Source organism: Staphylococcus sp. HMSC063F05, from assembly GCF_001837075.1.
GTDB classification, from domain to species: domain Bacteria; phylum Bacillota; class Bacilli; order Staphylococcales; family Staphylococcaceae; genus Staphylococcus; species Staphylococcus epidermidis.
This window is the reverse complement of the sequence record NZ_KV831325.1, coordinates 188,609-204,349: the sequence shown is the minus strand read 5'-3', so window position 1 is coordinate 204,349 and position 15,741 is coordinate 188,609. Positions and strand designations below refer to the sequence as shown.

Genomic DNA, 15,741 nt, shown 5'->3' with positions numbered 1-15,741 from the left:
TATTTTGATTATCAGTACCAGCTGGAGTACCAGTAGCAGTCTGATCTGTATTAGGTTTTACTTGTGTGTCTTGATTAGTATTCCCAGGTGCAGTTGTACCAGGTTCAGTGGCAGTTGGATTGTTTTCTTCAGGTTTCGGAGACACTTCTCCAGGTTTACTAGCTCCGTTAATCTCTTCATTACCTTGTCCTGGTGTTACTGTTGCATTAGGTTGTCCAGTTTGTTCTCCATTAGTATTTGGCGTACCAGTCACAGCTGGGTCATTATTAGGTTTTAATTGAGTACCATCATTAGGCGTGTTCTCAGTATTACCTGTTTGACCACTTGGTTTTTGATTTCCAGTTTCATTAGTTGTTGCTGTAGTACCTTGGTTACTTGTAGGTTTAATTTGTGTACCTTGATCGTCTGCTTTGTTTGGCTCACCGGTAGGCGTAGAATCACCGGATGGTTTTACTTGTCCAGCTTGTGTTGCTGTAGTACCTCCTGTTTGCGGTGAAGGTTGAGCGTGATTTTCATCAGCATTATTAGGCGCTGGCGCAGTTTCTGCACTGGCACCTTCAGGTTTCGTTGCAGCAGGCTTACCACCAGCTTGCTCACCAGTAGTTACAGCAGGTTGGCCTTCTGTATTGTGAGTACCAGCATCAGCTTGAGGTGTATCATGACCTTGGCTAGAAGCATCATTACCAGGTTGGGCTACTGAAGTACCTTGAGGTCCATTGGATTGCGCGGCATCTTGACCAGTTGTTGACGTAGCTGGTTTACCACCATTTTGTTCCCCATTAGTACCTGCTGAAGTTACTGCAGTATCTTGATTATGATTTTCACCACCGGCTTGTGGTGTGTTCTCAGCGCCAGGAGTACCAGCCCCAACTTGAGGTGCATTATTTTCTTGATTAGCCGGATGTGTTACTGCAGCATTTTGGTCACCAGCATGATTTTCATTTGGTGCATCTTGACCTGTAACACCAGGTTGACTTGCTGTATTGTGCGTATCCGCGCCTGCATGTGGTCCTTCTTGTCCTTGATCTGCTCTAGCAGGCTGTCCACCTGTATCAACTGTACCAGTTGTTACTCTTTCGAATTCTTCAGCCTGTTCAGCATGAGCTTGTGTTTGTCCGAAAAATAAGAATGATCCTACGATAATCGAAGCAGTGCCAACTGTGAATTTTCTAATTGCGTAATGATTTTTTCTAGTAGGAAAATCTTTTGAAAATTTACTAGATTTTTTCATAATGTAATCTCTCCTTTGAATGTAGTTGTCTCAGTTGCGTTTGAGATTTTTTAAACTAGATTGAAATAAATCTATCTGAGTTTGTATTCGATGTCAATATATTAACATATTTTTCTAACTTCGAACAACTATATAAAATAATTATTGAATATTTTTTTCTGTTTTCAAAACAATAATCATACGTTTTAAAATTAAAATCGCTGAAATAAAAGAAATACAAATTTGATTAATTTTCAAAGGATATATCAATTTTAAAGAATACATCATTATTGACTTTGAAAATGATACATATTCACTTACAATGGAATTATAAACTTTTGAAGATGGAGACATATTTTAATGGAACAAATTACTTCTGCTCAAAATAGTAAAATAAAAAATGCGAATAAATTAAAAAAGAAACGTGAGAGGGATAAAACGGGTCTTGCTTTAATAGAGGGGATTCATCTCATCGAAGAAGCTTATCAAAGTCAAATTGAAGTAATACAATTGTTTATCGTTGATCCCGATAGAATGTCATCTTCAATAATTGATTATGCGAAAGAAGTGTATCAAATTAATCTAAAAGTTGCTGAAGCACTTTCTGGAACTGTTACACCTCAAGGTTTCTTTGCCATTATAAAAAAACCAACCTATGATAAGACACTAGCCAAACAAGTATTATTAATTGACCGTATTCAAGATCCTGGTAATCTAGGAACTTTAATTAGGACAGCTGATGCTGCTGGATTAGATTTGATAGTTATGGAGAAGGGGACGGCTGATCCTTTTCAAGATAAGGTGATCCGTGCTAGTCAAGGAAGCATTTTTCATATACCAGTCATTTTTGATGACATCAACAATTATATTCATCAATTTAATGGTCCAGTGTATGGTACGGCACTTGAAAACGCAGTGAGCTTCAATGATGTTGAAGCGCAAGTCAATTTTGCGCTTATATTAGGTAATGAAGGAGAAGGTGTTAACCCAGATTTACTAAAAGAAACAACGCAAAATCTCACTATTCCTATTTATGGTAAAGCCGAAAGTTTAAATGTTGCTATTGCTGGAAGTATCTTAATGTATCAGCTGAAAGGTTGACCTTTGATGTTATCATCGACTATAATAATGAATGAAATTTCAAAATTACTATCGCTTTAACATATTAATAATAACCTATAAAAAGACATAAATTATTTAGAAAGTTGAAAAGGGAGAATGATCGAGACTGAAAGTCATTCCAACTTGTAATAATTTTTTCATCTTTTTGGTAACTTAAAGAAATTTAAGTCGGAATAGTCATTCCGTTATCAATAGATTTACAAGTGTATGCGCATGCATAAATTTGGGTGGTACCACGGAAAGCTTTCGTCCCTTTTGAACAGGGGATGAAAGCTTTTTTGTTATTAACAAGTGGCGGTATTGATTTGTAAATAATTGAAGGGACTATATAAGGAGGAATTCAGTCATGACTCAAAATGATCTAATGTCTGAGTTGAAGCAACAAGCTTTAGTGGATATAAACGAAGCAAAAGATGCGCAAGCGTTACAAGAAGTAAAAGTGAAATATTTAGGTAAAAAAGGTTCTGTTAGCGGCTTAATGAAAAATATGAAAGATTTGCCTAATGAAGACAAACCTGCGTATGGTCAAAAGGTAAATGAATTAAGACAAACTATTCAAAGTGAATTAGATGAAAGACAAAAGCTAATCAAAGAAGAGAAATTAAATCAACAGCTTTCTGAAGAAACAATTGATGTCACATTGCCAAGTCGTCATATTGAAATTGGATCAAAACATCCTTTAACACGTACAGTTGAAGAGATTGAAGACTTGTTCTTAGGGTTAGGTTATGAAATTGTTGATGGTTATGAAGTTGAACAAGATTACTATAATTTTGAAGCTTTAAACTTACCTAAATCGCATCCAGCACGTGATATGCAAGATAGCTTTTATATCACAGAAGAAATTTTAATGCGTACACATACTTCACCAGTACAAGCACGTACTATGGAAAAACGTAAAGGACAAGGACCAGTCAAAATTATTTGTCCCGGTAAAGTTTATCGACGTGACTCAGATGATGCAACACATAGCCACCAATTTACACAAATTGAAGGTTTAGTAGTTGATAAAGATATTAAAATGAGCGATTTAAAAGGGACTTTAGAGTTAGTTGCAAAAAAATTATTCGGTGCAGATCGTGAGATTCGTTTACGCCCAAGTTATTTCCCGTTTACTGAACCATCAGTTGAAGTAGATGTATCATGTTTCAAATGTAAAGGACAGGGTTGTAATGTTTGTAAACATACAGGTTGGATTGAAATTTTAGGAGCGGGCATGGTTCACCCGAATGTATTAGAAATGGCCGGATTCGATTCTAAGGAATATTCTGGCTTCGCATTTGGTATGGGACCAGATCGAATTGCAATGTTAAAGTATGGTATTGAAGATATTCGTCACTTTTATACCAATGATGTCCGTTTCTTAGATCAATTTAAAGCTGTAGAAGATAGAGGTGAACAATAATGTTAATTTCAAATGAATGGCTAAAAGATTATGTGAATGTTGACCAGTCAGTTCAAGCGTTAGCAGAGAGAATTACAAGAACTGGAATTGAAGTCGATGATATTATTGACTATACAAAAGATATTAAAAAATTAGTAGTTGGACATGTCTTGTCGAAGACGCCACATCCAGATGCTGATAAATTAAATATTTGTCAAGTAGACTTAGGTGAAGAAGAACCAGTTCAAATTGTTTGTGGTGCACCAAATGTAGATGAAGGGCAACACGTGATTGTTGCTAAAGTTGGTGGTCGTTTACCTGGTGGAATTAAAATTAAACGTGCCAAATTACGTGGCGAACGCTCTGAAGGTATGATTTGCTCATTACTAGAAATAGGTATTTCAAGTCATGTAACTCCTAAAAATTATGAGTCAGGTATATATGTATTTCCAGAAGCAGTTAAACCTGGAACAGATGCGTTAGAAGCAATATATCTTAATGACCAAGTGATGGAATTTGATTTAACACCTAATCGTGCTGATGCATTAAGCATGGTAGGTACTGCGTATGAAGTCGCAGCTTTATATCAAACTAAAATGAATAAACCTCAGTTAACAAGCAATGAAAGTCAAGAATCTGCTAAAGATGAACTAACAATAGAAGTTAAAAATGAAGATAAAGTACCTTACTATAGTACACGTGTTGTTCATGACGTGACTATTGGTCCTTCTCCAGTATGGATGCAGTTCCGATTAATTAAAGCGGGAATACGTCCAATTAATAATGTGGTAGATATTTCAAATTATGTACTTTTAGAATATGGCCAACCTCTACACATGTTTGATCAAGAACAAATTGGTTCGCAATCTATAGAAGTTAGACAAGCTAAAAAAGATGAGACAATGAGAACTTTAGATGGTGAAGAACGTCGATTGTTAGATACTGATATTGTCATTACAAATGGCAAAGACCCTATTGCATTAGGAGGTGTTATGGGAGGGGATTTCTCTGAAGTCACTGAACAAACACGACATGTTGTAGTAGAAGGGGCTATCTTTGATCCTGTATCTATTCGACATACATCACGCCGTTTAAATTTAAGAAGCGAATCATCGAGTCGATTTGAAAAGGGGATTGCAACTGAATTTGTCGATGAAGCTGTAGATAGAGCTTGTTATTTACTTGAAAGATATGCTTCAGGAACAGTTTTAAAAGACCGAGTTTCGCATGGAGATTTAGGATCATTTGTGACCCCAATAGAAATCACTGCTGACAAAGTTAACCGTACAATTGGTTTTAATTTAACTGATGAAGAAATCATTGATATTTTTGAGCAATTAGGATTTGACACTGAAAATAAAAATGGTGAAATTACCGTGAATGTTCCATCAAGACGTAAAGACATTTCTATTAAAGAAGACTTAATAGAAGAAGTAGCACGTATATATGGATACGATGAAATACCATCAACGCTACCTGTATTTAAAGATGTTACAAGTGGAGAACTAACAGATCGACAGTTTAAAACGCGTACTGTTAAAGAAACGCTTGAGGGCGCTGGGCTAGACCAAGCTATTACTTATTCATTGGTATCAAAAAATCATGCTACCGATTTTGCACTACAAAATCGTCCTACAATTGAATTACTTATGCCTATGAGTGAAGCACATTCCACATTACGTCAAAGTTTATTACCGCATTTAATTGATGCAGTATCATACAATGTTGCTCGTAAAAATACAAATGTTAAGTTATATGAAATCGGACGTGTCTTCTTTGGTAACGGTGAAGGTGAGTTACCAGATGAAGTAGAATATTTGAGTGGTATATTAACTGGAGACTTTGTAAATAACACTTGGCAAGGTAAGAAAGAGTCAGTTGATTTCTATTTAACTAAGGGTGTTGTTGAACGTATTGCTGAAAAGCTTAATCTTCAATTCGATTTTAGAGCTGGTCAAATAGATGGGTTACATCCAGGAAGAACAGCAATTGTGTCACTTAATGGTAAAGATATTGGTTTCATAGGTGAGCTACACCCTACGTTAGCTGCAAACAATGATTTAAAGCGTACGTATGTATTTGAACTTAATTATGATGCAATGATGGAAGTTTCTGTGGGATATATTAATTATGAGCCTATACCTAGATTTCCAGGTGTAACACGTGATATTGCATTAGAAGTTAATCATGAAGTTACTTCATCTGAATTGTTATCCATTATTCATGAGAATGGTGAAGATATTTTAAATGATACACTCGTATTTGACGTATACGAAGGTGAACATTTAGAAAAAGGGAAAAAATCTATTGCAATTAGACTTAGTTATCTAGATACAGAAAACACACTTACCGATGAACGTGTAAATGCTGTGCATGATAAAATTTTAGAAGCACTTAAAAAGCATGGTGCAATTATTAGATAATTAACATAAAGGACTTACGCATTAGTAATAAATACTAGTGCGTAAGTCCTTTTATTTATTGTATTTTTGATTCATTAGATGAATTGCCTTATCTCTGTTTTTAAAATGTTTTTTTGAAATAGTATCAAGTTGTTGAATATCATATTTTTGAATGACTTTAGCGGCAATTAAATCTACTTTGTTACTTGCTCCTTTTGGTATTTCCATATGGAGTTTTTTAGAGATGTGGTCCATGTGTTTAACAAATGCATAACGAGAAATAATGCTTGCTGCCGCGATTGCTAGTGATTTAGATTCACCTTTTGTTTCAAATTTTGTTTTGTCAGGAAAAGGTAATGCTGATAATGCATAATGTTGATAAACTTCTCGCTTTGCAAATTGATCAATAACAATATAATCCAGTTGATCTTGCTCAATTTTTTGAAGCACATTTTTGATAGCTTCATTATGTAAGACAGCTTTCATTTTAACTTGAGACCATCCTATACTTTGTCGTTCGTTATACTTAACATTATCTAATGTTAATAAAGAATGCGGGATAAAGGTAATGAGCTGTTCTGCAAGATCGACGATTTTAGTATCGTTTAGTTTTTTTGAATCATCTACACCAAGTTCTTTTAAGATTTTGATATGTGATTGGCTCACATAAGCTGCACATACAGTCAATGGACCAAAATAGTCGCCACTGCCTGCTTCATCGCTTCCAATACAATGAAAACGATTATATTGAATACTAGTTGTATTTGATGATGTATGTTTGCCAGTTGTTGATTGTTTATCTGGTAGCAATTGACTCGCAAGTTGATCAGCATTCTTACCTTGAAACATTACTTTGCCAGAACTATAGATGTTGATAACAGTATTTTGATATCTCGTACGAGCTTTCATACCTTGAGGTAACTTCGTCGTCTCAAAAGTAGTTTGAGCCATCAATGATTGAATTTCTTTTGACGTGAGTTTGTATACGACATTTCCCATTAATTGAATCCTCTCTTTTTTTGTACTCTTTTATATTTTATCAAATTTTAATATTGAATATAGTCTTAAATGATTTTGTTGAATATGTCATCTGTATTATCTTTTAATAACAGACGTTTACATCGGTATTTACACTCATGTATAATATTTGATGATAAGTAAAAATATGTAAAATACTACAATTTAATAAATTGGAATTTGAAAAAATTGCTTAAGTTAAAATCATTTTAATCCAAGGTCAGGAGAAATTAGTATGGGTGAATTTAAAAATAGAATAAATGTTACGATTAATGATCAACATTTCACAATCATTGGCGAAGATAGCCCTGAACATATTCGTTATGTAGCACATCTTGTTGATGAAAAAATGCAAGAATTAGGTCAAAAATCAGCAGGTTTAGATACAACTCGAAAAGCGATTTTAACATCTGTGAATATTATGCATGAGAAAGTTATATTAGAAGAAGAGAACAGACGATTACAGCAAGAAATAAATCAATTAAAACAAAGAGATGAATAAATGCTCATTGATATAGTTGTTCTTCTTATTATTTGTTACTTTATAGTGATAGGGTTTCGTAGAGGTATTTGGTTATCGATATTGCACTTTGCTTCTTCAATTGTATCTTTATTTATTGCGTCACAACATTATCAATCTATTGCGCAACGTTTAGTTGTTTTTGTGCCCTTTCCTAAAACAGTAGCGTTTGATATGGTCTATACTATACCTTATGATCATTTGCAATACAGATTTGAAAAAGTGATAGCATTTATTATAATATTTGGTATGTGTAAGCTTATTTTGTATCTAGTTGTTGTTACATTTGATAATATAATAACGTATAAAAAGATACATTTAGTAAGTCGGATATCGAGTGTCGTTTTGAGTATCATAGCGGTTTTTATATATTTACAAATTGGACTTTATTTATTATCGCTATATCCACATTCATTTATACAGTACCAATTATCTCAATCGCTATTAAGTCGAGTTGTGATTGAACAAATTCCTTATTTATCACAATTTATTTTAAATTTATAAAGTAATGACATGAGGTCAGGACAAGTTCGAACGTTAATGTTATGTCCTGGTCTTCTTTTTATGGAGTGATATTGATGACAAAAAAAGATGTAATTCAATTATTAGAAAAAATAGCTATATATATGGAGCTAAAAGGAGAAAATACATTTAAAATTTCAGCGTATAGAAAAGCCGCACAAAGTTTAGAGGTTGATGAGCGTACATTAGAAGAGATTGATGATGTAACAGAACTTAAAGGCATTGGAAAAGGCGTAGGAGAAGTTATTAATGAATTTAAAACACAAGGTCAATCATCGACCCTTCAAGCACTTCAAGATGAAGTGCCTGAAGGGTTAGTGCCACTTTTGAAAATACAAGGATTAGGCAGTAAAAAAATAGCAAAACTATATCATGAACTTCAAATTACAGATAAAGAAACACTTCAAAAAGCCTGTGAAGAAGGTAAGGTTAGTGCTTTAAAAGGTTTTGCAAAAAAGACAGAGCAAAACATTTTAGAAGCAGTGAAGTCGATAGGTGCTAAAAAAGATCGTTATCCTATAGAGCTAATGAGAGGACTCAACCAAGAAATTGTAAAATTTATTGAACAGTTAGAAGGAGTTGAACAATATTCAACTGCTGGTAGTTTTCGAAGATATAAGGAAATGAGTAAAGATTTAGATTTCATTATTAGTACATCGGAGCCTAAAAAAGTTCAACAACAATTACTTCGTATTCCAAATAAAGTCAAAGATGTTGCTGTTGGGGATACTAAAATTTCTCTGGAATTAGCTTATGATGATGAGACGATTGGCGTTGATTTTAGATTGATAGAACCTGCTGCCTTTTACCATACCTTACAACACTTCACCGGTTCGAAGGATCATAATATTAGAATAAGACAATTAGCAAAAGCACGCGACGAAAAGGTTAGTGAGTATGGTATCGAACAACAAGATGGTAAGCTATTACAATTACAAAGTGAAGAAGCGATCTATCATCATTTTGGTGTAGATTGGATTGCGCCTGCCATGCGTGAAGATGGTAGTGAGTTTGATAAAGATCTGAGTCAAATCATTCAATTAGATGATATCAATGGAGATTTGCATATGCACACAACATATAGTGATGGTGCCTTTTCGATTAAAGAAATGATTGAGGCAAATATTGAAAAAGGTTATGAATTTATGGTCATTACAGATCACTCACAAAGTTTAAAAGTAGCTCATGGATTACAAGTCGACCGTCTGCTAAGACAAAATGAAGAAATAAAGCAATTAAATGAAGAATATAAAGAAATAGACATATATTCAGGAACGGAAATGGACATTTTACCTGATGGAACATTAGATTACGATGATGAAGTTTTGGCACAGCTTGATTATGTTATCGCAGCTATTCATCAAAACTTTAATCAATCTGAAGACGAAATCATGAAACGTTTAGAAACAGCATGTAGAAATCCATATGTGCGTCACATTGCTCATCCAACCGGTCGTATTATTGGACGTAGAAAAGGTTATAAAGCTAATATTGAAAAGTTAATGAATTTAGCCGAAGAAACAAATACAATTTTAGAGATTAACGCAAATCCGCATCGTTTAGATTTAAATGCAGAAATCGTTCGTAAATATCCAAAGGTTAAGTTGACAATTAATACGGATGCTCATCATACAAATCATCTTGATTTCATGAAATATGGTGTTGCTACTGCACAAAAAGGATTTGTCAATAAAGAGAGGGTCATTAATACAATGACGAAGGAAGCCTTTCGCTCATTTGTTGAAACGAATAAATATAAGAAATAGAGGGATTGCATGAGACAAAAAACATTAGATGTCTTGGAATTTGAAAAGATTAAATCATTTGTGGCTGATGAAACTATAAGTGATTTAGGTCGTGAAAAAGTACAAGAGATGGCTCCCGCTAGTAATTTCGATACAGTAGAATTTCAAATGAATGAAACAGATGAAATTTCACAAATCTATAACAAGCATCGATTACCAAGCTTAAGTGGTCTAGCAAAAGTGTCTCCACTTGTTCATAGGGCTAGCATAGGAGGCGTTTTAAATGTGGGAGAATTAAACAGAATTAAACGCCTAGTTCAAGTGCAAAATCAATTTAAAACATTTTACAATCAAATGCTAGAGGAAGATGAAGAGGTTAAGTATCCTATACTGCATGATAAAATGAATCATCTACCGATACTTACAGATTTATTTAAAGAAATTAATGAAAAATGTGATGCACACGATTTATTTGACCATGCGAGTTATACTTTACAAAGTATTAGAAGTAAAATTTCAAGAACAAATCAACGGATTCGTCAAAATTTAGATAGAATAGTGAAAAATCAAGGGAATCAAAAAAAACTATCTGATGCAATTGTAACAGTAAGAAATGATCGCAATGTTATTCCGGTGAAAGCTGAATATAGACAAGATTTCAATGGTATTGTTCATGACCAATCGGCATCAGGACAAACACTATATATTGAACCGAATTCTGTTGTAGAGATGAATAATCAAATTAGTCGTTTGCGTAATGATGAAGCAGTTGAACGTGAACGTATATTGACTGAATTGACGGGATTAGTTTCGGCGGAATCTGATGCATTACTCGTTGCTGAATCGGTCATGGGTCAAATCGATTTTTTAATTGCTAAAGCTCGTTATGCGCACACTATAAAAGGAACAAAACCTACATTTAAAGAGGATCGAACGATATATTTACCCAATGCATTTCACCCTTTATTAGACAAAGATACTGTTGTAGCAAATACAATTGAATTTATTGACGATGTAGAAACTGTCATTATTACTGGACCAAACACGGGTGGTAAGACTGTCACTTTAAAAACGCTAGGTTTGATAATTGTCATGGCACAGTCAGGATTGTTAATTCCTACACTGGATGGAAGCCAATTAAGTATCTTTGAAAATGTGTATTGTGATATTGGAGATGAACAATCTATAGAACAATCATTATCAACGTTTTCATCTCACATGAAAAATATAGTGGAAATATTACAGGATGCAGATCAAAATAGTCTAATTTTATTTGATGAACTAGGCGCAGGTACAGATCCAAGTGAAGGTGCGGCACTCGCAATGAGTATCTTAGATTATGTACGTCGTTTAGGATCTTTAGTTATGGCGACAACACATTACCCTGAATTAAAAGCTTATAGTTATAATCGTGAAGGTGTCATGAATGCAAGTGTTGAATTTGACGTTGATACTCTGAGTCCGACTTATAAATTATTAATGGGTGTTCCAGGGCGATCTAATGCCTTCGATATTTCAAAAAAACTTGGTCTAAGTCTCAACATCATTAATAAAGCTAAGACAATGATAGGGACAGACGAGCAAGAAATCAATGCCATGATTGAATCATTAGAACACAATTCAAAACGTGTTGACCAACAACGAATAGAATTAGATAGACTTGTGAGAGAAGCACAGGAAACTCACGATGCCTTGTCTAAACAATATCAACAGTATCAAAATTATGAGAAATCTTTGATGGAGGAAGCTAAAGAAAAAGCCAATCAGCGTGTGAAATCTGCGACTAAAGAAGCGGACGAAATTCTTAAAGAACTTAGAAATCTAAGAGATCATAAGGGCGCTGAAGTAAAGGAACATGAATTAATTGATAAAAAGAAACAACTTGATGATCAATATGAGGCAAAATCAATTAAGCAACATGTTCAAAAGAAAAAGTATGATACGATTCATGCTGGAGATGAAGTGAAAGTTCTATCTTACGGTCAAAAAGGTGAAGTGCTTGAACTTGTAGGTAACGAAGAAGCAGTTGTACAAATGGGAATTATTAAAATGAAATTACCTATTGAAGATTTAGAAAAAACGAAAAAGAAAAAAGAAAAACCTACAAAAATGGTAACAAGACAAAATAGACAAACTATTAAAACAGAACTTGATTTAAGAGGATATCGTTACGAAGAAGCTTTAAATGAATTAGATCAATATCTTGATCAGGCGGTTTTAAGCAATTACGAACAAGTTTATATTATTCATGGTAAAGGTACGGGAGCACTTCAAAAAGGTGTTCAACAACATTTGAAAAAACATAAAAGCGTTAGACAATTTAGAGGAGGTATGCCTAGTGAAGGTGGATTTGGTGTCACTGTGGCAGAACTCAAGTAACCCTAAGATATGAGTAATGTGACTATATCTGAATAATTAAATGGACAATTTTATAGAACTCAGTATTAAAAATATTTAATAAAAAGTGCTTAATATCAAGTATAAAGTTTAAGAGAGGACAAGGGCGCACATTAGCCTAATAACTAGTGTATTAAGACGCTCTAAACTCGCTAAGTGTGTTAAGAGCATCTATAATGCAAAGGTGATTAATCTCTGTTATAATTTGTTCATCATTGAAAATTAAGGAGGATTGGCATTATGGCAATCGTAAAAGTAACTGATTCTGATTTTGATAGCAAAATTGAATCTGGTGTTAAATTAGTTGATTTCTGGGCGACTTGGTGTGGACCTTGTAAAATGATTGCACCAGTTTTAGAAGAACTAGCAGGAGACTATGATGGTAAAGCTGACATCTTAAAATTAGATGTTGACGAAAACCCATCAACTGCAGCGAAATATGAAGTAATGAGTATCCCAACTTTAATTGTATTTAAAGATGGCGAACCAGTTGATAAAGTTGTAGGTTTCCAACCTAAAGAAAACTTAGCAGAAGTATTAGATAAACATCTATAAGATTAACATAAATAAAGACTGGGGCATTACATTGAGTAATTGCTCCAGCTTTATTTTGTTTTCATTAATCAATTTGATAATGGAAAGGAGGAGCCCTTTGGAGGAATATCAAAAGAAAATTAAAGAAAAATTAAACGTAGTCCCTTTAGAGCCGGGTTGTTACTTAATGAAAGATAGAAATGATCAGGTTATATATGTGGGGAAGGCAAAGCGTTTAAGAAATCGTCTACGTTCTTATTTTACAGGCGCACATGATGCTAAAACAACCCGTTTGGTTGGAGAAATACGTAACTTTGAATTTATCGTGACATCAAGTGAGACAGAATCGCTACTGCTAGAGCTTAATCTTATAAAACAGTATCAACCCCGATATAATATTTTATTAAAAGATGATAAAAGTTACCCTTTTATTAAAATTACCAAAGAAAAGCATCCACGATTACTTGTTACTCGTACTGTAAAAAAGAATTCAGGCAAATACTTTGGTCCATACCCTAATGCATATTCTGCACAAGAAACAAAGAAATTACTTGATCGTATCTATCCATTTAGAAAATGCGATAATATGCCAGATAAGCTGTGTCTTTATTACCATATTGGACAATGCATGGGACCGTGTGTCTATGATGTTGATTTAGAGAAGTATGCTCAAATGACAAAAGAAATTACGGACTTTCTAAATGGGGAAGATAAAACAATATTGCATCATTTAGAAGACCGCATGAATAAAGCGAGTGAACAGTTAGATTTTGAACAAGCAAAAGAATATAGAGATATGATTCAACACATTCACAATTTAACTAAAAAACAAAAGATTATGTCTTCAGATAATACAATTAGAGATGTTTTTGGTTATAGTGTTTCTAAAGGCTGGATGTGTGTTCAAGTCTTCTTCGTTAGACAAGGTAATATGATAAAACGTGATGCTACAATGATACCGTTACAACAAACAGAGGAAGAAGAATTTTATACTTTTATAGGTCAATTTTATAGTTTAAATCAGCATCTATTACCTAAGGAAGTTCATGTACCTAAAAATCTTGATAAAGACATCATTCAGTCAGTGGTAGATACTAAGATTGTTCAACCAGTACGAGGAGCTAAAAAAGACATGATTAATTTAGCGAATCACAATGCTGAAGTACAACTCGATAATAAATTTGAATTAATTGCTAGAGATGAGTCAAGAACAATCAAAGCAATTGAAGAATTAGGAGAGCGTATGGGTATCCAAACACCAATAAGAATTGAAGCTTTTGATAATTCAAATATTCAAGGTGTTGATCCAGTTTCAGCAATGGTTACATTTGTAGATGGCAAACCTCATAAAAAAGATTATCGAAAATATAAGATTAAAACAGTGGAAGGACCTGATGATTATAAATCTATGAGAGAGGTCGTTCGTAGACGCTATACACGTGTACTCAACGAGGGGCTACCTCTACCAGATTTAATAATAGTTGATGGTGGGAAAGGTCATATGAATGGTGTGATGGATGTACTCGAAAATGAGCTTGGGCTAGATATACCAGTTGCTGGTTTACAAAAAAATGATAAACACCAAACATCTGAACTACTTTATGGAGCAAGTGCTGAAATAGTACCTTTAAAAAAGAACAGCCAAGCATTTTATCTATTACACCGCATACAAGATGAGGTTCATCGATTTGCAATTACATTCCACCGACAAACACGTCAAAAAACAGGTCTGAAATCTGTTTTAGATGACATTGATGGTATTGGAACTAAGAGAAAAACTTCATTATTACGTACATTTGGATCGATTAAGAAAATGAAAGAAGCATCCTTTGATGAATTACGACAAGCAGGCTTGCCTGAAAAGGTTGCTAAAAACCTTCAAAACGCGTTACAAAACAAATAATTATTAAAAAGTGGGCATGAGAATCATTCTCATGCCCAAAAATTGTGAAATTAATGTTACAATGTACGTAACAAAAGCTAATTTTTTTAAAGTTGTATGGAAGCGTTTTCTAAATAAGAAGAGTTATCACTTCATGTTGATTATCACAACTAATAGATTTCCAAAACTTTTAAACTTTCTGCTCAATGACTGGCTTTTTACTTTTTTAAGTCCTACTTGTGTATAGGTCGATATTAATTATATAGACAAGTACTAAATAAAAAAGTAAATCAACGCTGGTCTTTTATGTAAAACTTTAGGGCATTTTGCATACAAGTTTCTAAGAATTAGCAATTTAAATTATATGTTTCGCAGGGGGGACTCTTTTTGGCTCAATCAAAGAATGAATTTTACCTTAGAAGATTACATTCGTTATTAGGGGTTATTCCGATAGGTGCATTTTTAATTGTACACTTAATGGTAAACCATCAAGCAACGCAAGGTGCTGAAGCTTTTAATAGAGCTTCAGGATTTATGGAATCTTTACCATTCCTTATTGTGATGGAATTTATACTTATTTATATACCATTGTTATACCATGGTTTGTTCGGTTTACACATCGCATTCACTGCTAAGGAGAACATCGGGCATTACTCATTATTTAGAAACTGGATGTTTTTCTTCCAACGTGTAAGTGGTATTTTAGCATTTGTTTTTATTGCAATGCACTTATGGCAAACACGTTTGCAAAAAGCTTTTTATGGTAAATCTGTGGACTATAATCTAATGCATGAAACATTACAACATCCGTTATGGGCAATCTTTTACATTATTTGTGTCATTGCTGTTGTTTTCCATTTTGCTAATGGTTTATGGTCATTTTGTGTAACATGGGGCTTTTTACAATCTAAAAAATCACAACGTGTTTTTACTTGGATTTCACTCATAGTATTTTTAGTGATTTCTTATATTGGTGTTGCAGCCGTTATTGCGTTTATATAAGTAT

General features: G+C 33.8%; 13 protein-coding genes. 11 read left to right on the top strand and 2 right to left on the bottom strand.

All coding sequences use genetic code 11. The annotated features are described in order from the left end of the window. A partial coding sequence (locus tag HMPREF2576_RS12415; RefSeq protein WP_256313855.1) for a YSIRK-type signal peptide-containing protein occupies positions 1 to 1,231 on the bottom strand: 1,231 nt, incomplete at its 3' end. 339 nt (positions 1,232 to 1,570) lie between these two features. Between HMPREF2576_RS12415 and HMPREF2576_RS03235 the strand changes: the two genes are divergently transcribed. The 3 genes from HMPREF2576_RS03235 (at position 1,571) to pheT (ending at position 6,139) form a co-directional block, all read left to right on the top strand. Then, positions 1,571 to 2,311, top strand: a complete 741-nt coding sequence (locus tag HMPREF2576_RS03235) for a TrmH family RNA methyltransferase (protein ID WP_002470269.1) — start codon at positions 1,571 to 1,573, stop codon at positions 2,309 to 2,311. A 367-nt stretch (positions 2,312 to 2,678) separates the two neighbouring features. Continuing rightward, the gene (gene pheS, locus HMPREF2576_RS03230; protein ID WP_001830082.1) at positions 2,679 to 3,737 is read left to right on the top strand and encodes a phenylalanine--tRNA ligase subunit alpha; all 1,059 of its coding nucleotides are present in this window, start codon (positions 2,679 to 2,681) and stop codon (positions 3,735 to 3,737) included. After that, positions 3,737 to 6,139, top strand: a complete 2,403-nt coding sequence (pheT, locus tag HMPREF2576_RS03225) for a phenylalanine--tRNA ligase subunit beta (RefSeq protein ID WP_070856177.1) — start codon at positions 3,737 to 3,739, stop codon at positions 6,137 to 6,139. Before pheS ends, pheT begins: the two co-directional genes overlap by 1 nt. A gap of 51 nt (positions 6,140 to 6,190) precedes the next feature. On the opposite strand, the gene rnhC is transcribed toward pheT, so the two are convergent. Then, a complete protein-coding gene (rnhC, locus tag HMPREF2576_RS03220; RefSeq protein ID WP_001830144.1) occupies positions 6,191 to 7,117 on the bottom strand; it encodes a ribonuclease HIII in 927 nt (308 codons plus the stop codon). Between the two features lie 253 nt (positions 7,118 to 7,370). Here rnhC and zapA point away from each other — a divergent pair, with 253 nt between their 5' ends. The 8 genes from zapA (at position 7,371) to HMPREF2576_RS03185 (ending at position 15,737) form a co-directional block, all read left to right on the top strand. Further along, the gene (zapA, locus tag HMPREF2576_RS03215; protein ID WP_001830081.1) at positions 7,371 to 7,637 is read left to right on the top strand and encodes a cell division protein ZapA; all 267 of its coding nucleotides are present in this window, start codon (positions 7,371 to 7,373) and stop codon (positions 7,635 to 7,637) included. Continuing rightward, on the top strand, positions 7,638 to 8,159 hold the full coding sequence (locus tag HMPREF2576_RS03210) for a CvpA family protein (RefSeq protein ID WP_002470244.1): 522 nt from the start codon (positions 7,638 to 7,640) through the stop codon (positions 8,157 to 8,159). It begins immediately after the preceding gene. Between the two features lie 74 nt (positions 8,160 to 8,233). Next, positions 8,234 to 9,943, top strand: coding sequence for a DNA polymerase/3'-5' exonuclease PolX (gene polX, locus HMPREF2576_RS03205; protein ID WP_002470225.1), 1,710 nt, complete (start codon positions 8,234 to 8,236; stop codon positions 9,941 to 9,943). 9 nt (positions 9,944 to 9,952) lie between these two features. Continuing rightward, entirely contained in the window at positions 9,953 to 12,301 is a 2,349-nt protein-coding gene (locus tag HMPREF2576_RS03200; RefSeq protein ID WP_029376438.1) for an endonuclease MutS2, read from the top strand. Between the two features lie 258 nt (positions 12,302 to 12,559). Beyond that, positions 12,560 to 12,874 carry a thioredoxin gene (gene trxA / locus HMPREF2576_RS03195; RefSeq protein ID WP_001830148.1) on the top strand — a complete coding sequence of 105 codons (315 nt, stop codon included), beginning with the start codon at positions 12,560 to 12,562 and terminating at the stop codon, positions 12,872 to 12,874. A gap of 97 nt (positions 12,875 to 12,971) precedes the next feature. After that, positions 12,972 to 14,756, top strand: coding sequence for an excinuclease ABC subunit UvrC (gene uvrC, locus HMPREF2576_RS03190; protein WP_001830175.1), 1,785 nt, complete (start codon positions 12,972 to 12,974; stop codon positions 14,754 to 14,756). A gap of 31 nt (positions 14,757 to 14,787) precedes the next feature. Further along, positions 14,788 to 14,982, top strand: a complete 195-nt coding sequence (locus HMPREF2576_RS12410; protein ID WP_083320089.1) for a hypothetical protein — start codon at positions 14,788 to 14,790, stop codon at positions 14,980 to 14,982. Between the two features lie 140 nt (positions 14,983 to 15,122). Beyond that, entirely contained in the window at positions 15,123 to 15,737 is a 615-nt protein-coding gene (locus HMPREF2576_RS03185; protein ID WP_001830177.1) for a succinate dehydrogenase cytochrome b558 subunit, read from the top strand. Positions 15,738 to 15,741 lie beyond the last annotated feature (4 nt).